The 23,307-nt window shown below is 58.2% G+C and carries 15 protein-coding genes, 2 tRNA genes and 3 rRNA genes; 17 read left to right on the top strand and 3 right to left on the bottom strand.

Going from position 1 to position 23,307, the window contains the following annotated elements:
- Positions 1-86 precede the first annotated feature (86 nt).
- The 6 genes from lptF (at position 87) to LG371_RS01345 (ending at position 5,122) form a co-directional block, all read left to right on the top strand.
- On the top strand, positions 87-1,199 hold the full coding sequence (lptF, locus tag LG371_RS01370; RefSeq protein WP_225747527.1) for an LPS export ABC transporter permease LptF: 1,113 nt from the start codon (positions 87-89) through the stop codon (positions 1,197-1,199).
- Complete coding sequence (gene lptG, locus LG371_RS01365) at positions 1,196-2,266, top strand: LPS export ABC transporter permease LptG (protein WP_225747526.1); 1,071 nt, start codon at positions 1,196-1,198, stop codon at positions 2,264-2,266. The genes lptF and lptG overlap by 4 nt, the downstream gene beginning before the upstream one ends.
- A gap of 184 nt (positions 2,267-2,450) precedes the next feature.
- The gene (locus LG371_RS01360; protein ID WP_067591094.1) at positions 2,451-3,002 is read left to right on the top strand and encodes a DUF2726 domain-containing protein; all 552 of its coding nucleotides are present in this window, start codon (positions 2,451-2,453) and stop codon (positions 3,000-3,002) included.
- Between the two features lie 68 nt (positions 3,003-3,070).
- Entirely contained in the window at positions 3,071-3,691 is a 621-nt protein-coding gene (locus LG371_RS01355; protein ID WP_067591096.1) for a riboflavin synthase, read from the top strand.
- A complete protein-coding gene (locus LG371_RS01350; RefSeq protein ID WP_067591099.1) occupies positions 3,688-4,314 on the top strand; it encodes a 1-acyl-sn-glycerol-3-phosphate acyltransferase in 627 nt (208 codons plus the stop codon). The genes LG371_RS01355 and LG371_RS01350 overlap by 4 nt, the downstream gene beginning before the upstream one ends.
- A gap of 1 nt (position 4,315) precedes the next feature.
- Positions 4,316-5,122: an RNA methyltransferase gene (locus LG371_RS01345; RefSeq protein ID WP_067591101.1), complete on the top strand. Its 807-nt coding sequence runs from the start codon at positions 4,316-4,318 to the stop codon at positions 5,120-5,122.
- 97 nt (positions 5,123-5,219) lie between these two features.
- On the opposite strand, the gene LG371_RS01340 is transcribed toward LG371_RS01345, so the two are convergent.
- Together LG371_RS01340 and LG371_RS01335 are read right to left on the bottom strand one after the other, a co-directional pair.
- Positions 5,220-7,508, bottom strand: a complete 2,289-nt coding sequence (locus LG371_RS01340) for a Tex family protein (protein WP_225747525.1) — start codon at positions 7,506-7,508, stop codon at positions 5,220-5,222.
- A 132-nt stretch (positions 7,509-7,640) separates the two neighbouring features.
- Positions 7,641-8,324 (bottom strand): SMI1/KNR4 family protein, encoded by a 684-nt coding sequence (locus tag LG371_RS01335; RefSeq protein ID WP_225747524.1) that lies wholly within the window; start codon positions 8,322-8,324, stop codon positions 7,641-7,643.
- Between the two features lie 139 nt (positions 8,325-8,463).
- On the opposite strand from LG371_RS01335, the gene yjgA reads away from it, so the two are divergent.
- The 6 genes from yjgA to prfB all read left to right on the top strand — a co-directional run bounded on the left by yjgA (position 8,464) and on the right by prfB (position 16,044).
- Positions 8,464-9,039 (top strand): ribosome biogenesis factor YjgA, encoded by a 576-nt coding sequence (gene yjgA, locus LG371_RS01330; RefSeq protein ID WP_225747523.1) that lies wholly within the window; start codon positions 8,464-8,466, stop codon positions 9,037-9,039.
- Between the two features lie 392 nt (positions 9,040-9,431).
- Positions 9,432-11,003, top strand: coding sequence for an MFS transporter (locus LG371_RS01325; protein WP_179945891.1), 1,572 nt, complete (start codon positions 9,432-9,434; stop codon positions 11,001-11,003).
- Positions 11,004-11,269: 266 nt separating this feature from the next.
- Complete coding sequence (locus LG371_RS01320; RefSeq protein ID WP_067591115.1) at positions 11,270-12,031, top strand: hypothetical protein; 762 nt, start codon at positions 11,270-11,272, stop codon at positions 12,029-12,031.
- Positions 12,032-12,228: 197 nt separating this feature from the next.
- A complete protein-coding gene (locus LG371_RS01315; protein WP_225747522.1) occupies positions 12,229-13,104 on the top strand; it encodes a hypothetical protein in 876 nt (291 codons plus the stop codon).
- 95 nt (positions 13,105-13,199) lie between these two features.
- Positions 13,200-14,633, top strand: coding sequence for a dihydrolipoyl dehydrogenase (lpdA, locus tag LG371_RS01310; RefSeq protein ID WP_067591121.1), 1,434 nt, complete (start codon positions 13,200-13,202; stop codon positions 14,631-14,633).
- 307 nt (positions 14,634-14,940) lie between these two features.
- Positions 14,941-16,044, top strand: coding sequence for a peptide chain release factor 2 (gene prfB, locus LG371_RS01305; protein ID WP_225747521.1), 1,104 nt, complete (start codon positions 14,941-14,943; stop codon positions 16,042-16,044).
- Positions 16,045-16,259: 215 nt separating this feature from the next.
- Here prfB and hemB read toward each other — a convergent pair whose 3' ends face one another.
- The gene (gene hemB / locus LG371_RS01300) at positions 16,260-17,267 is read right to left on the bottom strand and encodes a porphobilinogen synthase (protein ID WP_067591128.1); all 1,008 of its coding nucleotides are present in this window, start codon (positions 17,265-17,267) and stop codon (positions 16,260-16,262) included.
- Positions 17,268-17,678: 411 nt separating this feature from the next.
- Here hemB and LG371_RS01295 point away from each other — a divergent pair.
- From LG371_RS01295 to rrf, 5 genes are all read left to right on the top strand, one after another.
- Positions 17,679-19,219 (top strand): 16S ribosomal RNA (locus LG371_RS01295).
- 66 nt (positions 19,220-19,285) lie between these two features.
- A tRNA-Ile gene (locus LG371_RS01290) sits at positions 19,286-19,362 on the top strand.
- 51 nt (positions 19,363-19,413) lie between these two features.
- Positions 19,414-19,489 (top strand) — tRNA-Ala (locus LG371_RS01285).
- Between the two features lie 310 nt (positions 19,490-19,799).
- A 23S ribosomal RNA gene (locus tag LG371_RS01280) occupies positions 19,800-22,876 on the top strand.
- Between the two features lie 165 nt (positions 22,877-23,041).
- Positions 23,042-23,154 (top strand): 5S ribosomal RNA (gene rrf / locus LG371_RS01275).
- Together the 16S, 23S and 5S rRNA genes with 2 tRNA genes alongside form the textbook arrangement of a ribosomal RNA operon.
- Positions 23,155-23,307 lie beyond the last annotated feature (153 nt).

Genomic DNA, 23,307 nt, shown 5'->3' with positions numbered 1-23,307 from the left:
TTCATCAACATCTGCCACTTTCCCACAACACAACGCGGCGCCCGCCGCCCATCCGGCCGCATCCGCCAGCCTTGCTATGGAACAATATGGTTTATCAGAGAAAATTCATTAAAGAAGTGTCGCAAACCGCCATGGGCGTATTTGTGCTGCTCTTGGCCACGCTGGTGGCGGTGCAGGCGGTGAAGCTCTTGGGCGGCACGGCCGGCGGCAAGGTGGCGGCCGATGCGGTGGCCACGCTGGTGGCGTTTTGGACGGTGGCGTTGATGCCCATCGTGCTCATCCTCACCGCCTACATCAGCGCGCTCACGGTGCTCTCCCGCTATTGGCGCGACAGCGAAATGGCGGTGTGGCTCTCTTCCGGCCTCTCGCTCTACGGCTGGATTAAGCCGCTGATGGCCTTTGCCGTGCCTTTTGCCCTGCTCACAGCGCTGGTGTCGATGCTGGTGATGCCGTGGGCGGATTCGCGCAGCCGCGAGTTTGCCGAAGTGCTCAAGCGGCGGCAGGACACATCCATGGTGCGTCCGGGCGTGTTTCAAGAATTCGGCGGCAGCACGCCGCGCGTGTATTTTGTGGAGAAATTTGACGCGGGCAGCGGCGATGCGGCCAATCTGTTTATCCGCGAGCAAAACGCGCAGGGGCGCGACACGCTGATTACCGCCGAGCGCGGCCGTTTCGCCGAAGCCGACAACCAGCGCACGCTGGAGCTCTTCAACGGCCGGCGCTACAGCGGCACGCCCGGCATGGCCGATTACGACGAAGTCTCCTTCGAGCGGCTGCACCTGATTGTGGGCACCGCACCCAAGCTGGTGCAGCGCGACATCCACCGCCGCACCGTGCCCACCGCCAAGCTGTGGGGCAACCCCAATCCGGAATTGCGCGGCGAGCTGATGTGGCGCATCACCATGCCGGTGAGCGTGCTGATTTTGGCGCTTTTGGCGCTGCCGCTCTCCTATATGGACAACCGCAGCGGCCGCAGCTACAGCCTGCTGATTGCCATCGGCATGTTTCTGCTTTATCAAAACGGGCTCACGCTGGTGCGCGACGGCATCAGCAGCGGCAAGATTCCGCTGTGGCCGGGCTTGATTGTGCCGCATCTTTTAATGCTGATGCTGGCTGTGTTGCTGCTGCGCGTGCGCAGCCAGCCGGCCAGGCCGTTTTGGCAGGCGCTGCGCCTGGCTCTGGGAGGCAAACCGGCATGAAACTGCTCACCCGCTATCTGATCCGCCGCCTGGGCACGGCCACGCTGTATGCGCTGTTGGCCTTGGTGGCGCTGTTTTCCTTTTTCGAAGTGATTAACGCCGTGGACGACGTGGGCGACGGCAGCTACACCGTGCTCACCCTGCTGCTGTATGTGGGCATGCGCCTGTTCGGGCATATGTATACCCTGCTGCCGCTGGCGGTGTTGGTGGGCTGCCTGGCTGCGCTGAGCCAGCTGGCTTCGGCCAGCGAGTGGACGGTGATCCGCACCAGCGGCGCTTCGCTCAAGCGCATCATCGCCACCGTGGCGGCGGTGGGGCTGCTGGCCGGCTTCATCGGCGTGGCGCTGGGCGAATGGGTGGCGCCGTATATGGAGCAGCGCGCCGAGCGGCTGCGCCTGCACGCGGTGCAGCAAACCGTGAGCCTTGGTGGCAGCGGCCTGTGGTTCCGGCAGGGGCGCGACAACATCAATGTGCGCGAAATGCTGCCCGATGGCCGCCTGCGCGGCATCCGCATCTACCGCTACAACGAGCACGCCGCCCTTGCCGCCGCCTGGCAGGCCGAGGAAGGGCGCGTGAACGGCAACGGCACGTGGACGCTCAAGCAGGTGGCGCGCACCAGCCTGCTGGCCGAGCGCACGCACACCGAGCGCCTGCCCGAAACGCAGTGGCAAAGCGAAGTGGGGCTGGATTTGCTCGGCGTGCTGCTGGTGGACACCGACCAAATGTCGGCGCGCAGCCTGAAGGTGTATATCGACCACCTGCAAAGCAACGGCCAGCAAACTGCCACCTATGCCACCGCCTGGTGGCGCAAACTGCTCTACCCGCTGGTGTGCACGGTGATGGCGTTGGTGGCGCTGGCCTTCACGCCGCAGAGTGCGCGCCACGGCAACATCGGCGTGCGCCTGTTCCTCGGCATCTGCCTCGGCCTCGCCTTCCACTTTGCCGGCCTACTCTCCGGCTATGTGGCGCAACTCTCCGGCCTGCCGCCCTTGGGCGCCGCCGCGCTGCCCGGCGCGGTGTTTGCCCTCGCCGCCGCTTGGTTGATTCGGCGGCAGGAAGTGCGCTGAGGAGGGGCTGGTTGGGTTTTCAGGTAGCCTGTTTGAATCTTTATCGGGCTACCTGAAAATAAGATGGCGGCATTTTTCAGGTAGCCTCAGATTGTTGTTTACAAGAATGTGCGGTTTAGGGCTCCAGGTAGCCTATTGATGGGGCTGTTGTTGTTCGGATGGGTAAAAACGGGAGGATAAGAAAATGATGCTGATACTGGTTGTGGTGGTGGCTGTGATTGTTTTTGCTATGGTTTCCGGTTCGAAAAAAGGCGGTGGTAGGAAAAGAGCCTCTAAGGCACAGCAGAGAGCATCGGAAGACGTGAATGAGCCTTGGCCGTTTTATCCCAGCTATGCTATGAGCCGCAACGAACAAGAAGTGTATTGGAAGCTGGAGCAGGCCTTGCCAGACTATATTGTGCTGGCGCAAGTACAGGCTTCGCGGGTATTAAAGGTAAAGCGGGGAGAGAACCATCAGGCGTGGCTTAACCGGATTAACCGCATGAGCTACGATTATCTAATTTGTCATAAAAACACTTACCCGTTGCTGGTGATTGAATTGGATGATTCCACGCACGATCGGGCAGATCGGCAAGATGCCGACCGCCGCAAAGAGATGGCCTTGGCCGGTGCGGGAATTAAAATCGTCCGTTGGCGGAAGCAAGATGTACCCTCTGCGGAGCAGATTCTGGCGCTTGTACGGCAGCAGCAAGCAATGCTTCAGGAGAGGATGAAACGGAAACAACAGGCTACCTGAAAAACAGGCTTGGCAATTTTCAGGTAGCCCTAATCAAGCAGTCATCACAATATAATCAAGGAGAAACCATGTTTACAGGAATTGTACAAGGCTTGGGCGAAGTGCTGGCCGTGGAGCAGCGCGCGCCCGATTTCCGCAGCCACACCGTGCGCCTGCCCGAAGGTGCGGATGCCGATTTGCGCGTGGGCGCATCGGTGGCGCACAACGGCTGCTGCCTCACCGTTACCCGCGTGCACGCCAACGGCGCGGCCGATTTCGACCTGATGGGCGAAACGCTGGCCAAAACCAACCTCGGCGCGTTGCGGCCGGGCGACAAGGTAAACATCGAGCGTGCCGCCCGCTTCGGCGACGAAATCGGCGGCCACAGCATGAGCGGGCATATCAGCAACACCGCCGAAATCAGCCGCATCGAAGAGAGCGGCCTGAACCGCACCGTGTGGTTCAGGCTACCTGAAAACCTGAAAGGCTATGTATTCCCCAAAGGATTCATCGGATTGGACGGTTGCAGCCTCACCGTCGGCACGGTAACCGACAGCGAGTTCAACGTGCACCTGATTCCCGAAACCCTGAGCCGCACGCTGTTTGGCAGCCGCCGGGCCGGCGAGCGCGTAAACGTGGAAATCGACCCGCAAACGCAGGTGATTGTGGACACCGTGGCGCGGATTCTGGCTGAACGGGCGAAGCAATGACAACGAGCGAACTGCCGCCGCAAGTGCCGCGACGGGGCGGCAGGCTGAGCCGCCGCGTGGCGGCCGTTTTGCTGCGGCTTTTGGGCTGGCGCGTGGCTGGCAGCGTGCCGGATGTGGCCAAATGCGTGGTCATTGCCGTGCCGCACACTTCTAATTTCGACGGGCTGTATGTGCTGCCCGCCCTCTTGGCCTTGGATTTGAAAATCAGCATTTTCGGCAAGCAAAGCCTGTTTGCCGTGCCCGGCCTGGCGGCGTTTTTGCGCTGGGCGGGCGTGATGCCGCTGGATAGGGCGCACGCCGGCGGCGTGGTGGACGAGGCGGTGGCAAGCTTCCGCCGCAGCGAGCGCCTGTTTCTCGGCATTTCGCCCGAAGGCACGCGCCACGCCGCGCCCAAATGGAAAAGCGGTTATTGGCGGATTGCGCGCGGTGCGGGCGTGCCGATATTGCCGGTGGCGATTGACTACGCCCGGCGCGAAGTGCTCTTCTTGCCGCTGTTTGCCCCCAGTGCCGACATGGCCGCCGACCATGCCGCCCTGGCCGCGCTGTTTCGCGGCGTCGAGCCGAAACACCGGCACCGCCTGTCCTTGCCGTTGCGCGAACATCCGATAAACGAAACCGATTGATATGACCGACACCCCCACCGTTCCCGACTACCTGCGCCACATCCGCGTGGTGCTCGCGCGCACCAGCCACCCCGGCAACATCGGCGCCGCCGCCCGCGCCATGAAAACCATGGGGCTGAGCCGCCTCACCCTGGTGGCGCCGAACCTGATGGCCACGCCGATGACGCCCGAGCCGCCCGCCTTCGATGCCGGGCGCGCCGCCGCATTCCGGCTGCCGGAAGAAAGCTTCATCCTCGCTTCCGGCGCGCGCGACGTGCTGGAGCAGGCGCAGATTGTGGCTACGTTGGACGAAGCGCTGGCCGACACCGTGCTCAGCTGCGCACTCACCAGCCGCCGCCGCGAGCTCTCCGCCCCGCTGCACACGCCGCGCGAGCTGGTGCCCGAGCTGTTGCAGGCCGCGCGGCAGGGTTTTCAGGTAGCCCTCGTGTTCGGCAACGAAACCTTCGGCCTGAATATCGACGAAGTGCAGCGCTGCAACCGCCTGCTCACCATCAGCGGCAATCCCGCCTATTTTTCGCTCAACCTGGCGCAGGCCGTGCAGGTGGTGTGCTACGAAATTTTCAGCCAAACCGGTATGGGCGTGAGCCGGCTGGCGCACGAGCACACCCCCGCCACGCAAAGCCAAATCCGCGGTATGGTGGAACACTTGGAGCAAATCATCGAGCAAACCGGCTTCGCCCACCGCCGCAACCAAGAACGCATGATGCGCCGCCTGCACAGCTTGTTCGACCGCGCCTCGCCCAGCCGCGAAGACATCGACCTGCTACGCGGCCTGTGGAACAGAATCGGGCAGCGCTTGAAGGGGTGAGCTTGCCTTTCTAGTGTGTTTGTTTGGAAAGAGAAAAGGCTACCTGAAAACCATGTTTCGGTTTTCAGGTAGCCTTTTGCTTGGGGGGAATACGGTTTTACCGCTTCAACTTCGCCAGTGCATCCGCCATTGCCGAGTTTGCAGGCTGCTTTTCGCGCGGTGGTTTGCCGTTTTTCAGGCTGCCTGAACGGCTGTTCGCGCCACGTTTTTCGGTTTCAGACGGCCTTCCGCGTTTTTCCGCGCCCGCTTCGTCATCCAAGCGCATGGTCAGCGCGATGCGTTTTCTGGCGGCATCGACTTCCAGCACTTTCACTTTCACCACGTCGCCGGCTTTCACGACTTCGCGCGGGTCTTGGACGAACTTGTTTGCCAGCGCGGAAATATGCACCAAGCCGTCTTGGTGTACGCCGATGTCCACGAATGCACCGAAGTTGGCGACGTTGGAGACCACGCCTTCGAGTATCATGCCGACTTGCAAGTCGCTGATTTCGTTAATGCCTTCGGCAAACGATGCCGTCTGAAACTCGCCGCGCGGGTCGCGGCCGGGTTTTTCCAGCTCGGACAGGATGTCCAAAATAGTGGGCAGGCCGAAGCGTTCGTCGGTGAAGTCGGATGCTTTGATTTGCTTCACGCGCTCGCGGTTGCCGATAAGTTCGGCGGCGGTAATGCCTTGTTGCGCCAGCATTTTGGCGACGACGGGGTAGGCTTCGGGGTGTACCGCGCTTGCGTCCAGCGGCTCTTTGCCGCCGTTAATCCGCAAGAAGCCCGCCGCCTGCTCGAAGGTTTTTTCTCCCAAGCGCGGTACTTTCAGCAGTTTTTTGCGGCTGTCGAACGCGCCGTTTTCATCGCGGTAAGCGACGATGTTTTGGGCAAGGGTTTGATTCAAACCGGAAATCCGCGCCAAAAGCGGGGCGGAGGCGGTGTTCACATCGACGCCGACAGCGTTCACGCAGTCTTCGACCACCGCGTCCAGCGATTTGGCGAGCTGGCTTTGGTTTACGTCGTGCTGATACTGCCCCACGCCGATGGATTTGGGGTCGATTTTGACCAACTCGGCAAGCGGGTCTTGCAGCCTGCGGGCGATGGACACCGCGCCGCGCAGGGAAACGTCCAAGTCGGGGAACTCGCGCGCCGCCAGTTCGGACGCGGAATAAATCGACGCGCCGGCTTCGGAAACGACGATTTTGTGCAGCCCCATTTCAGGCAGCCCCTTCACCAGTTCACCCGCGATTTTGTCGGTTTCGCGGCTGGCGGTGCCGTTGCCGATGGCGATGAGCTTCACGCCGTGCTGCTTAATCAGGCGCGACAGCATGGCAAGCATATTGTTTTCTTGGTGCAAATAGACGATGACCGTATCCAGCAGCTTGCCCGTGTCGTCCACCACAGCGCATTTCACGCCGTTGCGGTAGCCGGGGTCGAGACCCAAAGTCGTCAGCCGTCCGGCGGGCGCGGCGAGCAGCAAGTCTTTGAGATTGCGGGCGAATACGGTAATTGCGTCGGTGTCGGCGGCTTCTTTCAGACGGCCTAAGGCTTCAAGTTCCAGCGACAAAAAGATTTTCGCGCGCCAAGTCAGGCGCACGGTGTCGCGCAGCCATTTGTGGCCGTCTGAAACCTTGAAGCGGCGGGCGATGATTTGCTCGTATTCGCTTTGCTGCGTAATCGGCGTGTCGTCGGGCTGGTATTTGAGTGCGATGTTCAACACGCCTTCGTTCCTGCCGCGCAAAACCGCCAGTGCGCGGTGGCTGGGTATGGCGCGGACGGGTTCGCGGTGGTCAAAATAATCGCTGAATTTTTCGCCTTCGGTTTCTTTTCCTTCAACGACTTGCGCGTGGATTTCGGCTTCGTTCCACAGCTTGTCGCGCAGCGTGCCGATGAGTTCCGCGTCTTCGGCAAACTGTTCCATCAGAATCGAGCGCGCGCCGTCCAGCGCGGCTTTGGTGTCGGGGATGTTTTCGTTCAGGTAGCCTTGCGCGGCGGCTTCCACGTCCTGCGGCTGCTCGGCAAGCAACACGTCCGCCAGCGGCTGCAAACCGTGTTCGCGCGCGATTTGCGCTTTGGTGCGGCGTTTGGGTTTGTAGGGCAGATACAGGTCTTCCAGCGCGGTTTTGTTGTCGGCGGCTTCGATTTGCGCCTTGAGGTCGTCTGAAAGCTTGCCTTGCTCTTCAATGCTTTTTAAAACAACGGCTTTGCGCTCTTCCAGCTCGCGCAGGTATTGCAGCCGCTCGGCAAGCTGGCGCAACTGCGTGTCGTTCAGCCCGCCCGTGGCTTCCTTGCGGTAGCGGGCGATAAACGGCACGGTCGCGCCGTCGTCCAAAAGCTCGACGGCGGCGGTGATTTGGGCGGCGGTGGCGGAGAGTTCTTGAGAGAGGATTTGGATGATGTTCATGGGTGTGCTTTCTAAAAATATCAGGCTGTGTTTCAGTAAAGGCTACCTGAAAAACGATGTCTTGGCGAAGCCAAGGCAGAGTTTCTGTGTTAGTTAAAATGCAGTTTCTGTGGAGTTGAAAATATCGGTGGTTTATTCTTCGTCGTCTTCATCTTCATAAGAAGTGTAGAGCCAATTATCCCAGCCGAACAGTTCGAGCAGCGTGTCGAAGCGGTTTTGCTCGGCGGTGCCGATAAACACACCGCCGACATTGCCGCCTTCGGCAAAACAGAGCAGGATGATTTCGTGGAAGCCGTCGGTGTAGAAGCGTTGGTTTTCTTGGCGCAGCTCGACGATTTCGGTGCGGTTTTGCCGGACAAACTGCACGGCTTGGCTGCTTACCGATTCTTCGTCCATGATGTTGGCGCAGTAGCGCAGGCCGCCCATGACGGCGTTGGTGCAGGCCAGTTGCAGCAGCAGGGCGCGGGTGTCGGGCAGGTGCGGCTGCCATTGGTTGGCATCGGCAATATCGAAGGCGATGTGGACAGGTGGGTCGTCTTGCGCCAAGTCGGCTTTGGCAATACCGCACAGGAACACGCCTTGGTTTTCTTCCGCCAGCACCAGATAATCGCCATCGAAATCCATTTTGTCTAACGGTAGCAATCGGTTAAACGATTGATTAACCGCTTCGCTGCCGCCCAAGGCAAGCAAATATTCGCGCAACACGGCGGGGAAGCGGATGCCTAAGCGTTGTTCGGCGGCGGCGATGTCGGCTTCGGGCAGGCCGCAGGGGGAGTTGATTTGATAGAGGGTGGCGATGTGGTTGAGATAATCCATAACTTAGGTTTGAGGCTACCTGAAAAAATCCGCTCGGAAGCAAAACGCGGATTATGCCACATATCGGTTTTCAGGTAGCCCGAAAGCCGCCGCGCGCAAACTTTGCTAAAATGCCGCCATCTTTTTTATGGAAACCGCCATGCACAAGCAGCCAAGCAGCCAGCAGGAACAAGAACAAGAATGGGTGAGCAAAACCCGCCGCAAGCAGGAAATGCACGATTTGCAGGATTTGGGCATGCAGCTCGCCCGCCTTTCTGCCGACACACTGAAGAAAATCGAATTGCCCGAAGAATTGCGCGAAGCCATTGCCATGTATAGGAAAATCCACAGCAACGGCGCGCTCAAGCGGCAAACCCAATACATCGGCCGCCTCATGCGCGACCTCGATCCCGCCCCCATCCGCGAGTTTCTCGACAAACTGCAAGGCAGCCACGCCGCCTACAACGCCTTTTTGCAGCGCGTGGAGCAGATGCGCGAAACCCTGCTGGAACACGACGACGCGCTCACCGATTTCCTGCGCGATTACCCCGCCGCCGAAGCCGGCCAACTGCGCACCCTCATCCGCAACACGCGCAAAGAACGCGAGCAGGCCAAGCCGCCCAAACACTTCCGCGCGCTCTACCGCTACCTGAAAGAAATAATGGAAGCGGATCATCCCACCGCAGAAATGCCCGCAGCAGAAGGGGAAGAAGAGCAGGGCGGAGCCTTGGAATAAAGCGTTTGGCATCCACCAACAAAATAAAGGCTACCTGAAAACTGCAAACCGGTTTTCAGGTAGCCTTTTTACGTTTTCACCACAGGCAGTTTGCCAACCACGCCCTAATGCCATAATGGCTACCTGAAAGCGTCGCTCCAACAAAGTTGGAACGCACACGGCGCAAACGAGGCAGCCTTTCCAAAACCGAAATTTTTCAGCTAGCCCCTCGCGCAGGGCGCCGCTGATAGCTGAAATGATGATTTCCGCATACCAGGCGGCAAGCCGCAGGCAGTAGGGCAAGGCAAGCCAACGCAGCAGGAAGTGAAGTATTTTGGCGATAACCTTGCCGCCGAAGCAAACGCGCTATAATGCCGCGTTTTCCCCGTTTCACCCCGCAGCGGAGCCGCACCATGACTTCATCCCGCCCACGCCCGGCCGATTCCCCTTCTCCCGCCAGCAGCCCAGCGCCCAAACGGCGCGCCTGGGCTGGCTATGCCGACCGCCGCGCCGCGGCCATGCTGCTGCTCGGTTTCGCGGCGGGGATTCCGATTTTGCTGATTTTCTCCAGCCTTTCGCTGTGGCTCACCGAAGCGGGAGTGGACCGCGCCACGGTAACCATGTTCAGCTGGGCGGCGCTGGGCTATTCCTTCAAATTCATCTGGGCGCCGCTGGTGGATGCGCTGCCGCTGCCGTGGCTCACGCGCCGTTTGGGGCAGCGGCGCGGCTGGCTGCTGCTCGCGCAGGGGCTGATTATTGCGGCGATTTTGGCGATGGCCGCGCTCGATCCGGCGCAGGCGGCGGCCCTGCCTTGGATGGCGGCCTCGGCGGTGCTGCTCGGTTTTTCTTCGGCCACGCAAGACGTGGTGATCGATGCCTACCGCATTGAAATCGCGCCGGGCGATGCGGGTATGCAGTCGGTGATGTCGGCCACTTATACGGCGGGCTACCGCGTGGGCATGATTGCGGCGGGCGCGGGCGCGCTGTGGCTGGCCAGCGGCTTCGGCTCGGAAAAGGGGCATTATCTGTATGCGGCATGGCGCAACACTTATTGGCTGATGGCGGCCACCATGGGCGCGGGCGTGCTGACCACGCTGTGGGTGCGCGAGCCGGCGGTGCGGCGCGAGCGTCCGGCGGGCGCGTCGCTGGGCGACAATGCGCGGCTGGTGGGCTTGTTTGCCTGCGCGGTGCTGGCTTTTGTGCTGGTGTTCCGGCTGGCGGGCGGGTGGCTACCTGAAAATTCGGGGCCGCTGGCTTCGCTGCTGCTGGAGGGCTTGCGGCTCTTGGCGGCGCTGCTGGCAGCGGGCGCGGTGGCGCGGCTGCTGGTGGCCGCCGGGCTGGTGCGCGGCGAGGCGGTGCGGCAAACTTGGGTGTCGCCGCTGGCGGATTTTTTCCGGCGCTACGGGCGGCATGCGGCGCTGCTGCTGGCTTTGATTGGGATGTATCGGATTTCGGATATTGTGGCGGGGGTGATTGCCAATGTGTTTTATGCCGATATGGGCTTCAGCAAGGAGGAGATTGCGGGCGCGGTGAAAACGTTTGGCGTGCTGATGTCGATTGCGGGCGGCTTTTTTGGCGGCGTGCTGGCGCAGCGGTTTGCCGTGATGCGCATGATGATGCTGGGCGCGGTGCTGGCTTCGGCCACCAATCTGCTGTTTATCCTGCTGTTTTGGCAGGGGCACAATCTGCCTTTCCTTTATCTGGCGGTGGCGTTCGATAATTTGGCGGGCGGGCTGGCCAGCGCGGTGTTTGTGGCCTTCCTCTCGTCGCTCACCAGCATCCGGTTTACCGCCGTGCAATACGCGCTGTTCAGCTCGCTGATGACGCTGCTGCCCAAAACGCTGGGCGGCTATTCGGGTAGCATCGTGAACCAGATTGGCTACGACGGTTTCTTTCTCTTCACCGCGCTGTTGGGCGTGCCGGTGCTCGGGCTGGTGTGGCTGGTGCGGCGCAAGTTGCCTATGCAGGGCGGGGGCGAGCTTTAGCGGCGCAGAAACCGCTTCGCTTTTTTAGCTTCGCAGAAACTCAGCCATCGTTTTAACGAAACTCATTGTGCTTGTTTTAGCTTCGCAGAAACTCGCTGCGCTCGTTTTCAGGTAGCCTTCCTCCTGCAGGAAAAGGCTACCTGAAAAACCATCCCGCCAAAATATCCAATGAAAATAGTCTGCTGCCTCCGCACTAAACACAGCGCCCGCCATTTGGTGTAGACTGCGCGCCACTCAGCTATTTTTCCCTAGGAGAACATCGCATCATGTTGAAAAACATCCTCACCGCCGCCGTATTGTCCGCCCTGCTCGGCGCCTGCGCCGCCACCGGCAGCGGCGACGCCATCCCCGCCCAGGCCGACCAGCTCGCCGCGCGCACCAACCAAGCCGCCGCAGCCGTGCGCCAGCGTGAAGCCCAAGAAAACATCATCGCCTACTACGACGCCGACGGCGACCCCGCCGAACGCGCCATGCCCGGCGGCTACTACCGCATCCTGCTCGGCCGCACCGCCGAAGGCCGCGCTGTGGTGCAGGATTTCTACCAAGACAGCCGCACCAAGCAAATCAGCCCCGTGATCATCGGTAAAGACAGCGAGTTGAAAAACTTCAACTCCGAAGTGATCGAAGGCCTGGTGGTGTGGTACACCCCCGAAGGCCGGCTCACCAACTTCTCCGAAATTCACAACGGCAAACAGCTGCGCGCCGGCATGTATAACGAAAACGGCCGCCTCGCCCTCAGCATCGTGGGCGAGCCCGACGAAAAAGAAGGCGTTTTCGAGCTGAAAGGCTTCTACGACGACGGCAAGCTCCTGTTTGCCATGCGCGACGACAAAACCGAAAACGGCCTCGTCCGCACCTACTACTACCCCAACGGCAACAAGCTGATGCAAACCACTGGCAAAGACAGCAACGCCAAAACCGAATTCTGGAAAGAAGACGGCAGCAGCGCCACCGCCGCCGACGTGCAAACCCCGCTGCGCGACAACCTCCAGCGCGTAAACTACCTGATGAGCAAACACCTGCGCTAAAGCCGCCGGCGCGGCATAGAGGCTACCTGAAAATTCGTTCCGTAGAATTTTCAGGTAGCCTTTTCTTATGCCGCCCGGCAAAGGGTGGATTAGACAAATCGGCCAAGGTTTCCGCTATGGATTTTTAAGGGTTAAGGCTTTAGAATGCGGCAGTCTGCCGTATACGCAAACATTCATCCATTCCTACGGGGAAATCCATGAACAAACTCTTTTCCATCGTGGCCGCCGCCCTGCTGCTGGCCGCCTGCAATCCCAGTCAAAACAACAGCCAAAACAGCGAAGCTTCCGCTCCGCCCGCCGCTTCCGGCACCGCCCAGGCCGACAGCCAGCAGCCGCCGGCTTTAGCCCTGCCGCTTGAAGCGCAAGCGCTGGAAGCCGCTGCCGCCAAAGCCGTGGAAGGCTACCAGCCTGCCGCCGAAAAACAGCTTATCTATTTCGACCGTGATTCCAAACCCGCCGACAAACCCAGCCCCGGCGGCTACTACCGCGAAATCCTGGGCACCATGCCCGACGGCCGCCTAGTGGTGCAGGATTTCTACCAAGACAGCGGCAAACCGCAGATTCTGCCCGCCCTCCTGGTGAAAGACGGCGATCCGAAAGACTTCTCCACCGATATAAACGACAGCTTGGTGGTGTGGAAAGATGAAGACGGCTCGATTTCCTCCGCCGGCGAGTTTGCCCAAGGCAAGCTGAACGGCTGGCTCGGCGTGTACCGCAACGGCCGCCTTGCCATGCAGGGGCGCGACACCGAGCCCGGGCTGGAAAACGAAGTATTGTTCCTCTATGCCGACGGCAAACCGATGATGTGGATACACCCCGCCGCCGACAAACAGCACGTGATCATGAACGCCTACTACCCGGGCGGCGGCATCATGGTCAATTCCATCGGCAATGCCAACGGCGAAGGCCAGCCTGTTATTTCCGCTTGGGACAAACAGGGCAAACCCGCGCCCGTGGCCGCCATCAAAGAAGATTGGGAAACCATCCAGTCTTCCTTGGCCGAGCTGCAAGAGCATATGGCGCAGCACGACACAGTGATGGGCAGCGGGCAATCCGCTTCCGCGCCGAAGTAAGCAATGATTTTCAGCCGCTTAGCATGAAATAATGCCAAACCATGCCAAGCGGCTTATTTTCCCCACCTTGGTTTTCACACAAAAGGAGCTTCAATATGTCTCAGTTTGACGTAGTGGTAATCGGTGCAGGCCCCGGCGGATACATCGCCGCCATCCGCGCCGCCCAACTGGGTTTCAAAACCGCCTGTATCGACGCTGGCGTGGATAAGGCCGGAGACGCCCCCGCTTTGGGCGGCACCTGCCTGAATGTGGGCTGCATTCCTTCCAAGGCGCTGTTGCAGTCTTCCGAGCATTTCCACGCCGCGCAGCACGATTTTGCCGAGCACGGCATCACCGTGGGCGACGTGAAGTTTGATGCAGCCAAGATGATCGAGCGCAAAGACGCCATCGTCACCAAGCTCACCGGCGGCATCAAATTCCTGTTTCAAAAGAATAAGGTAACCAGTCTGTTTGGCACCGCCTCCTTCGTGGGCAAAAACGGCGATTTCTGGCAGCTGGAAGTGGACGACGCGGGCGAGAAAACCACCGTGGAAGGCAAGCACATCATCGTGGCCACCGGCTCCACCCCGCGCCCGCTGCCGCTGGTGGACATCGACAATGTCAACGTGCTGGACAACGAAGGTGCGCTGAACCTGACCGAAGTGCCGGCTAAGCTGGGCGTGATCGGCGCCGGCGTAATCGGCCTGGAAATGGGCTCCGTGTGGAACCGCGTGGGCTCGGAAGTGACCATTCTGGAAGCTTCGCCGGTGTTCCTGGCCGCTGCCGACCAGCAGATTGCCAAAGAAGCGTTTAAATATTTCACCCGCGAGCAGGGCTTGCACATCGAGCTGGGCGTGAAGCTGAACAAGATCACCAGCGGCGAGAGCAAGGTGAGCGTTGAATTTGTTAGCGCCAAGGGTGAGGCGAAAACCGCCGAGTTTGACAAGCTTATCGTGGCCATCGGACGCGTGCCGAACACGCACGGCCTGAATGCCGAAGCCGTGGGCCTGCAAAAAGACGACCGCGGCTTCATCGTGGTGGACGGCGAATGCCGCACCAACTTGCCCAACGTGTGGGCCATCGGCGACGTGGTGCGCGGCCCGATGCTGGCGCACAAAGCCAGCGACGAAGGCGTGGCCGTGGCCGAACGCATTGCCGGTCAGAAACCGCATTTGGATTTCAACACCATCCCGTGGGTGATCTACACCGATCCGGAAATCGCCTGGGTGGGCAAAACCGAAGAGCAGCTCAAAGCCGAAGGCGTGGAATACAAAAAAGGCACCTCCGGCTTCGCCGCCAACGGCCGCGCCATGGGCTTGGGCAAGGCCAAAGGCACGGTGAAAATCCTAGCTGATGCCAAAACCGACCGCATCTTGGGCGTGCACATGATTGGCCCGATGGTGAGCGAGCTGATCACCGAAGGCGTGGTGGGCATGGAATTCTCCGCCAGCAGCGAAGACATCGCCCGCATCGTGCACGCACATCCGACCCTGTCGGAAGTGGTGCACGAAGCCGCCCTGGCTGTGGACAAACGCGCCCTGCACGGCTAATCCCGCCCGGCCTGCCCTGCCTGAAATAGCGTGCACGGCAGGCTCGGCCGAGTAAAGCAAAGGCTACCTGAAAAATGGTTGAACCGTTTTCAGGTAGCCTTTTTGTGCGCACACCGTTTGTGCACGGAGAAAGCAGCCATCCTAAAGGCTACCTGAAAACGCAGCACAGCGGAGTTTCTGCGAAGCTAAAAATTTCCCGCCCCGCAGAAAAGCGTCCGCAGTATGAAGACCCATTTTTCAGGTAGCCTAATCTGTTACAATACGCGCCCTGCAATCCGCGCATTCGATTACACAAAAGACAAAAACCATGGAAGCCGAACGCATCAACCTGCTCAACCACACCCTTTCCGACCTCGAACAACGCAGCGCCGAAATCCGCGTTTATCTCGACTACGACGGCAAAAAAGACCGCCTCGAAGAAGTGGTCGGCCTCTCCGAAGACCCTGAGCTTTGGAACGACCCCAAGCGCGCCCAAGAAATCGGCAAAGAGCGCAAAGTGCTCGAAGGCATCGTGCTCACGCTCGATAAGATTGCCGGCGGCATCGAAGACAACCGCCTGCTCATCGACATGGCGCTCGAAGAAAACGACGAAGGCGGTTTCGCCGCCATCGAAGCCGACGTGGCCGCGCTGGAAAAGCAAATGGCCGAGCTCGAATTCAAGCGCATGTTCAACCAGCCCGCCGACGTGAACAACTGCTTCATCGACATCACCGCCGGCGCCGGCGGCACCGAAGCCGAAGACTGGGCCGGCATGCTTTTGCGCATGTACGTGCGCTACGGCGAGCGCAAAGGCTTCAAAGTGGAAATCATGGAGCAAGACGACGGCGAAATCGCCGGCATCAACCGCGCCACCATCCGCCTCGAAGGCGAATACGCCTACGGCCTCTTGCGCACCGAAACCGGCGTGCACCGCCTCGTGCGCCACTCCCCTTTCGATTCCAACAACAAGCGCCACACCTCCTTCGCCTCCGTATTCGCCTACCCCGAAGTGGACGACAGCTTCGAAGTGGAAATCAACCCCGCCGACGTGCGCACCGACACCTACCGCGCATCCGGCGCCGGCGGCCAGCACATCAACAAAACCGACTCCGCCGTGCGCATGACGCACATCCCCACCGGCATCGTCGTGCAATCGCAAAACAGCCGCTCGCAGCACGACAACCGCCGCGTGTGCGAAGAAATGCTGCGCGCCAAACTGTTCGAGCTGGAAATGCGCAAACGCAACGAAGAAAAACAGGCGTTGGAAGAAGGCAAGGCCGACGTGGGCTGGGGCAGCCAAATCCGTTCCTACGTGCTCGATTCCTCCCGCATCAAAGACTTGCGCACCGGCCACGAAACCGGCAACACCAAAGCCGTGCTCGACGGCGATTTGGACGACTTCATCGAAGCCAGCCTGAAACAGGGCGTGTGATTACTGCCGCGTTTGGTATTGCGGGCATACAAGGGCTACCTGAAAGCGCAGCGCAGCAGAGTCTCTGCGAAGCTAAGATTTTCAGGTAGCCTTTAAGCATATCGGGCTGCCGCGGCACGGTTGGTACGACTTGAAGCAAACAGTTTGTAATGACAGCTTCGGTTTGCTTGGGGGAGGAGCCGAGGTTTTCAGGTAGCCTTTTGTTGTGCCGCTGCTTAGCGCTGCTGTTTTAGCTGTTTGGCGGCTTCGATAGCGTAGTAGGTGAGGATGCCGTCGGTGCCGGCGCGTTTGAAGGCGAGCAGGCTTTCGAGGATGACTTTGCTGCCGTCGAGCCAGCCGTTTTGGATGGCGGCTTGCAGCATGGCGTATTCGCCGGATACTTGGTAGGCATAGGTGGGCACGCCGAATTGGTCTTTCACGCGGCGGATGATGTCGAGATAGGGCAGGCCGGGCTTCACCATCACCATGTCGGCACCTTCCTGCAAATCGAGCACGATTTCCTGCAAGGCTTCGTTGCTGTTGGCGGGGTCGAGTTGGTAGGTGCGCTTGTCGGCCTTGCCTAAATTGGCGGCGCTGCCCACGGCGTCGCGGAACGGGCCGTAGAAGGCGGAGGCGTATTTGGCGGAGTAGGCCATCAGGCGGGTGTGGATGTGGCCGGCGTCTTCCAGGGCTTCGCGGATGGCCCCGATGCGGCCGTCCATCATGTCGGAGGGGGCGATCACCTGCGCGCCGGCTTCGGCGTGGCACAGGGCTTGTTTGATCAGTACTTCCACGGTTTCGTCGTTCAGCACATAGCCGTGTTCGTCAATCAGGCCGTCTTGGCCGTGGCTGGTGTAGGGGTCGAGCGCCACGTCGGTCATTACGCCCAGCTCGGGGAAGCGTTCGCGCAGGGCGCGCACGGTGCGCGGCACGATGCCTTCCGGGTTGTAGGCTTCGCTGGCGCTCAGGTCTTTGTGCGGCACGGCGGCAGGGAATAGGGCCAGCATGGGGATGCCGAGCTCGCAGGCTTGTTCGGCCTGGCGCAATAAGTTATCTAAAGTTTGCCGCTCGATGCCGGGCATGGAGGGAATGGGCTCGTTGTCCGAGCCTTGTTCCAACACGAATACGGGGTAAATCAAGTCGTCGGTGCTGAGGGCGTGCTCGCGCATCAGGCGGCGGGAAAAGTCGTCTTTACGCATGCGGCGCGGGCGGGAATAGGGAACTTGGCGGTGTGGGAAATTCATGGTTTCGGCCTTGTGGAATGAAGTGGTGCGTATTTTACGCCGCTTGAGAGGGAAAGGGCAGCCGGCAGTATCGGGTAGGAAAGAGGAGAAATGTGAAATTAAATTCTCAATGATATGTAGGATTTGAGTGTTTTGGATAGAAATTTAGTTCTTGAGTATTTGACAGGTGGGGAGGGGATGGCGTATAGTTCGCATCTTCGCTGCTTCCACGGCACCGTTTCGAAATTGGTTGGACTGATTGGTTTTGAGACGTGTCGTTTTTATTCGGGAGCGGAATTGTTCTTTAACAGTGAGATTACCGATAAGTGTGGATGTTTCGGCATCCGCACTGCTAAGAGAAGACAAGACGATGTTTTAGACATTGATCTGTTGGTTTCTTTGAAGCAGACCAGAAGTTTAAAGTTAGAGATTGAACATAAGAGTTTGATCCTGGCTCAGATTGAACGCTGGCGGCATGCTTTACACATGCAAGTCGAACGGCAGCGGAGGAGTGCTTGCACTTCTGCCGGCGAGTGGCGAACGGGTGAGTAACATATCGGAACGTGCCGAGTAGTGGGGGATAACCAATCGAAAGATTGGCTAATACCGCATACGCTCTGAGGAGGAAAGCAGGGGACCGAAAGGCCTTGCGCTATTTGAGCGGCCGATATCTGATTAGCTAGTTGGTGGGGTAAAGGCCTACCAAGGCGACGATCAGTAGCGGGTCTGAGAGGACGATCCGCCACACTGGGACTGAGACACGGCCCAGACTCCTACGGGAGGCAGCAGTGGGGAATTTTGGACAATGGGGGCAACCCTGATCCAGCCATGCCGCGTGTATGAAGAAGGCCTTCGGGTTGTAAAGTACTTTTGTTCGGGAAGAAAAGGGGACGGTTAATACCCGTTTCTGCTGACGGTACCGAAAGAATAAGCACCGGCTAACTACGTGCCAGCAGCCGCGGTAATACGTAGGGTGCGAGCGTTAATCGGAATTACTGGGCGTAAAGCGAGCGCAGACGGTTATTTAAGCAGGATGTGAAATCCCCGGGCTTAACCTGGGAACTGCGTTCTGAACTGGATGGCTAGAGTGTGTCAGAGGGGGGTAGAATTCCACGTGTAGCAGTGAAATGCGTAGAGATGTGGAGGAATACCGATGGCGAAGGCAGCCCCCTGGGATAACACTGACGTTCATGCTCGAAAGCGTGGGTAGCAAACAGGATTAGATACCCTGGTAGTCCACGCCCTAAACGATGTCGATTAGCTGTTGGGCAGCTTGACTGCTTAGTAGCGTAGCTAACGCGTGAAATCGACCGCCTGGGGAGTACGGTCGCAAGATTAAAACTCAAAGGAATTGACGGGGACCCGCACAAGCGGTGGATGATGTGGATTAATTCGATGCAACGCGAAGAACCTTACCTGGTCTTGACATGTACGGAACCTTCCAGAGACGGAAGGGTGCCTTCGGGAGCCGTAACACAGGTGCTGCATGGCTGTCGTCAGCTCGTGTCGTGAGATGTTGGGTTAAGTCCCGCAACGAGCGCAACCCTTGTCATTAGTTGCCATCATTTAGTTGGGCACTCTAATGAGACTGCCGGTGACAAACCGGAGGAAGGTGGGGATGACGTCAAGTCCTCATGGCCCTTATGACCAGGGCTTCACACGTCATACAATGGTCGGTACAGAGGGTAGCCAAGCCGCGAGGCGGAGCCAATCCCAGAAAACCGATCGTAGTCCGGATTGCACTCTGCAACTCGAGTGCATGAAGTCGGAATCGCTAGTAATCGCAGGTCAGCATACTGCGGTGAATACGTTCCCGGGTCTTGTACACACCGCCCGTCACACCATGGGAGTGGGGGATACCAGAAGCAGGTAGGCTAACCGCGAGGAGGCCGCTTGCCACGGTATGCTTCATGACTGGGGTGAAGTCGTAACAAGGTAGCCGTAGGGGAACCTGCGGCTGGATCACCTCCTTTCTAGAGAAAAGCGGGGCAGGAGCATCCACACCTATCGGTAATCACACAGATGCAAGAGAAGACCTTGGGTTTGTAGCTCAGCTGGTTAGAGCACACGCTTGATAAGCGTGGGGTCGGAGGTTCAAGTCCTCCCAGACCCACCACCACGCTGAAGCCAGAGGCAGAGCAGTAGAAACGCCCGAGGAGAGAGGTAAGGGGGCATAGCTCAGTTGGTAGAGCACCTGCTTTGCAAGCAGGGGGTCATCGGTTCGATCCCGTTTGCCTCCACCACAGACCCAGCACTTTTCAAATCAAAGCGAACCGCTTTCAGGCCACTTGAAAGCAGCTGGTTTTGATTTGCGAAGCGCAAGCGACGCATCGATCTTTAACAAATTGGCAAGCCGAAATCAATAAACAAACGAAGTAAGAGGGGGTGTGCCCCACTTACTGAAATTTGGGTAATGATTGTATTGACCGGATCCTGAGACAAAAGGCAGGATTCGGACACAACAAGCAGTAAGCTTTATCAGAGTAGAGGCCTTAAGTCCCGACTGTCGTCAACGCAGGGAGGGCAAAGTCAGAAAGGCACTTCAAATGATAGAGTCAAGTGAATAAGTGCATCAGGTGGATGCCTTGGCGATGATAGGCGACGAAGGACGTGTAAGCCTGCGAAAAGCATCGGGGAGCTGGCAATAGAGCTATGATCCGGTGATGTCCGAATGGGGAAACCCACCGTATTTTGTACGGTATCCTTATCCGAATCCATAGGGTAAGCGAAGCGAACCCGGAGAACTGAACCATCTCAGTACCCGGAGGAAAAGAAATCAACCGAGATTCCGCAAGTAGTGGCGAGCGAACGCGGAGGAGCCTGTATACGATAGCTGTTGAGATAGAAGAAGGAAATGGAAAGTTCCGCCATAGTGGGTGATAGCCCCGTATTCGAAATCTCGGTAGTGGTACTAGGTATACGACAAGTAGGGCGGGACACGAGAAATCCTGTCTGAAGATGGGGGGACCATCCTCCAAGGCTAAATACTCATCATCGACCGATAGTGAACCAGTACCGTGAGGGAAAGGCGAAAAGAACCCCGGGAGGGGAGTGAAATAGAACCTGAAACCTGATGCATACAAACAGTGGGAGCCCCAGATTTAAGTATCTTGGTTCTTTCAGCGAGCGAGCAGCGAGCTAAAAGCAGACTAAGGAGTGAAACTGGCAGATTTAAGCAAGATAGCAGGATGCTTAAATCTGGGGTGACTGCGTACCTTTTGTATAATGGGTCAACGACTTACGTTCAGTAGCGAGCTTAACCGGATAGGGGAGGCGTAGGGAAACCGAGTCTTAATAGGGCGACGAGTTGCTGGGCGTAGACCCGAAACCGAGTGATCTATCCATGGCCAGGTTGAAGGTGCCGTAACAGGTACTGGAGGACCGAACCCACGCATGTTGCAAAATGCGGGGATGAGCTGTGGATAGGGGTGAAAGGCTAAACAAACTCGGAGATAGCTGGTTCTCCCCGAAAACTATTTAGGTAGTGCCTCATGTATCACTTCCGGGGGTAAAGCACTGTTATGGCTAGGGGGTCATTGCGACTTACCAACCCATGGCAAACTCAGAATACTGGAAAGTGTGAGCATGGGAGACAGACAGCGGGTGCTAACGTCCGTTGTCGAAAGGGAAACAACCCAGACCGCCAGCTAAGGTCCCAAATGATAGATTAAGTGGTAAACGAAGTGGGAAGGCTTAGACAGCCAGGATGTTGGCTTAGAAGCAGCCATCATTTAAAGAAAGCGTAATAGCTCACTGGTCGAGTCATCCTGCGCGGAAGATGTAACGGGGCTCAAATCTATAACCGAAGCTGCGGATGCACGCTTCATTAAAACAGCTTACCGGAGCGAAGCGACGGAAAGCGCCCATCAAAGTCGAGCGTGACGGATGGTGGAAGCAGAGTTGTTTTAATGAAGCGTGCATGGTAGGGGAGCGTTCTGTAGGCCTGAGAAGGCGTATCGTAAGGTATGCTGGAGGTATCAGAAGTGCGAATGTTGACATGAGTAGCGATAAAGCGGGTGAAAAGCCCGCTCGCCGAAAGCCCAAGGTTTCCTGCGCAACGTTCATCGGCGCAGGGTGAGTCGGCCCCTAAGGCGAGGCAGAGATGCGTAGTCGATGGGAAACGGGTTAATATTCCCGTACTTGATTTAAGTGCGACGTGGGGACGGAGAAGGTTAGGTCAGCAAACTGTTGGAATAGTTTGTTCAAGCCGGTAGGTGGAAGGACTAGGCAAATCCGGTTCTTCGAAACACCGAGAAGCGATAACGAGCATCTACGGATGCGAAGTGACCGATACCACGCTTCCAGGAAAAGCCACTAAGCTTCAGCTTAAATCGAACCGTACCGCAAACCGACACAGGTGGGCAGGATGAGAATTCTAAGGCGCTTGAGAGAACTCGGGAGAAGGAACTCGGCAAATTGATACCGTAACTTCGGGAGAAGGTATGCCCTTCGACGTTAAGCCTTCGCGGCGTAAGCGTTGGAGGGTCGCAGAGAATCGGTGGCTGCGACTGTTTATTAAAAACACAGCACTCTGCAAACACGAAAGTGGACGTATAGGGTGTGACGCCTGCCCGGTGCTGGAAGGTTAATTGAAGATGTGAGAGCATCGGATCGAAGCCCCAGTAAACGGCGGCCGTAACTATAACGGTCCTAAGGTAGCGAAATTCCTTGTCGGGTAAGTTCCGACCCGCACGAATGGCGTAACGATGGCCACACTGTCTCCTCCCGAGACTCAGCGAAGTTGAAGTGGTTGTGAAGATGCAATCTACCCGCTGCTAGACGGAAAGACCCCGTGAACCTTTACTGTAGCTTTGCATTGGACTTTGAAGTCACTTGTGTAGGATAGGTGGGAGGCTTAGAAGCAGAGACGCCAGTTTCTGTGGAGCCGTCCTTGAAATACCACCCTGGTGACTTTGAGGTTCTAACCCAGGTCCGTGATCCGGATCGGGGACCGTGCATGGTAGGCAGTTTGACTGGGGCGGTCTCCTCCCAAAGAGTAACGGAGGAGTTCGAAGGTTACCTAGGTCCGGTCGGAAATCGGACTGATAGTGCAATGGCAAAAGGTAGCTTAACTGCGAGACCGACAAGTCGAGCAGGTGCGAAAGCAGGACATAGTGATCCGGTGGTTCTGAATGGAAGGGCCATCGCTCAACGGATAAAAGGTACTCCGGGGATAACAGGCTGATTCCGCCCAAGAGTTCATATCGACGGCGGAGTTTGGCACCTCGATGTCGGCTCATCACATCCTGGGGCTGTAGTCGGTCCCAAGGGTATGGCTGTTCGCCATTTAAAGTGGTACGTGAGCTGGGTTTAAAACGTCGTGAGACAGTTTGGTCCCTATCTGCAGTGGGCGTTGGAAGTTTGACAGGGGCTGCTCCTAGTACGAGAGGACCGGAGTGGACGAACCTCTGGTGTACCGGTTGTCACGCCAGTGGCATCGCCGGGTAGCTAAGTTCGGGAAGGATAAGCGCTGAAAGCATCTAAGCGCGAAACCTGCCTGGAGATGAGACTTCCCTTGTGGTATAACCACACTAAAGAGTCGTTCTAGACCAGGACGTTGATAGGTGGGGTGTGGAAGCGCGGCAACGCGTGCAGCTAACCCATACTAATTGCTCGTGAGGCTTGACTCTATCATTTGAAGTGCTTTGCGGTGGCTGGCCACCGGAGAGGACGGAAGATAAAGCTTACTGGAAAGAGATACACATTACCCGACGGTCGAACCTTGAGAGAGTTTGGCCGGAGAAGATTGATTGGCCGATAGCGATATCGGCGGCTTGACGATTTGTACAGTTTAGTTTGGCGGCCATAGCGGTTTGGTCCCACGCCTTCCCATCCCGAACAGGACCGTGAAACGAACCAGCGCCGATGATAGTACGGATACCCGTGCGAAAGTAGGACACTGCCAAACACCTATTCCGACACCCCGGCTTAATCAGCCGGGGTGTTTCCTTGTGGGGGACAAGCGAATTTCAGAGAAAATCTTGAGGAATAAAGTAGGGGAGAACATGTAGCGGCGGCGAGTTGTGGTTCAGTTTATACGAGGCAAAGCAGCCAAAGGCCC

Origin of the sequence: Eikenella sp. Marseille-P7795, assembly GCF_916618725.1 — a bacterium.
Taxonomy (GTDB): Bacteria; Pseudomonadota; Gammaproteobacteria; order Burkholderiales; family Neisseriaceae; genus Eikenella; species Eikenella longinqua.
The sequence above is the reverse complement of the archived record's forward strand: the minus strand, read 5'-3'. Positions and strand labels throughout refer to the sequence as shown.

Excerpts from the sequence above, each read along its gene's own strand:
- LG371_RS01355 (WP_067591096.1), top strand. The coding sequence starts at position 3,071 with ATGTTTACAGGAATTGTACAAGGCTTGGGCGAAGTGCTGGCCGTGGAG.
- lptF (WP_225747527.1), top strand. The coding sequence starts at position 87 with ATGGTTTATCAGAGAAAATTCATTAAAGAAGTGTCGCAAACCGCCATG.
- prfB (WP_225747521.1), top strand. The coding sequence starts at position 14,941 with ATGGAAGCCGAACGCATCAACCTGCTCAACCACACCCTTTCCGACCTC.
- yjgA (WP_225747523.1), top strand. The coding sequence starts at position 8,464 with ATGCACAAGCAGCCAAGCAGCCAGCAGGAACAAGAACAAGAATGGGTG.
- lpdA (WP_067591121.1), top strand. The coding sequence starts at position 13,200 with ATGTCTCAGTTTGACGTAGTGGTAATCGGTGCAGGCCCCGGCGGATAC.
- LG371_RS01335 (WP_225747524.1), bottom strand. The coding sequence starts at position 8,324 with ATGGATTATCTCAACCACATCGCCACCCTCTATCAAATCAACTCCCCC.
- LG371_RS01315 (WP_225747522.1), top strand. The coding sequence starts at position 12,229 with ATGAACAAACTCTTTTCCATCGTGGCCGCCGCCCTGCTGCTGGCCGCC.
- hemB (WP_067591128.1), bottom strand. The coding sequence starts at position 17,267 with ATGAATTTCCCACACCGCCAAGTTCCCTATTCCCGCCCGCGCCGCATG.
- LG371_RS01345 (WP_067591101.1), top strand. The coding sequence starts at position 4,316 with ATGACCGACACCCCCACCGTTCCCGACTACCTGCGCCACATCCGCGTG.
- LG371_RS01340 (WP_225747525.1), bottom strand. The coding sequence starts at position 7,508 with ATGAACATCATCCAAATCCTCTCTCAAGAACTCTCCGCCACCGCCGCC.
- LG371_RS01350 (WP_067591099.1), top strand. The coding sequence starts at position 3,688 with ATGACAACGAGCGAACTGCCGCCGCAAGTGCCGCGACGGGGCGGCAGG.
- LG371_RS01360 (WP_067591094.1), top strand. The coding sequence starts at position 2,451 with ATGATGCTGATACTGGTTGTGGTGGTGGCTGTGATTGTTTTTGCTATG.
- LG371_RS01320 (WP_067591115.1), top strand. The coding sequence starts at position 11,270 with ATGTTGAAAAACATCCTCACCGCCGCCGTATTGTCCGCCCTGCTCGGC.
- lptG (WP_225747526.1), top strand. The coding sequence starts at position 1,196 with ATGAAACTGCTCACCCGCTATCTGATCCGCCGCCTGGGCACGGCCACG.
- LG371_RS01325 (WP_179945891.1), top strand. The coding sequence starts at position 9,432 with ATGACTTCATCCCGCCCACGCCCGGCCGATTCCCCTTCTCCCGCCAGC.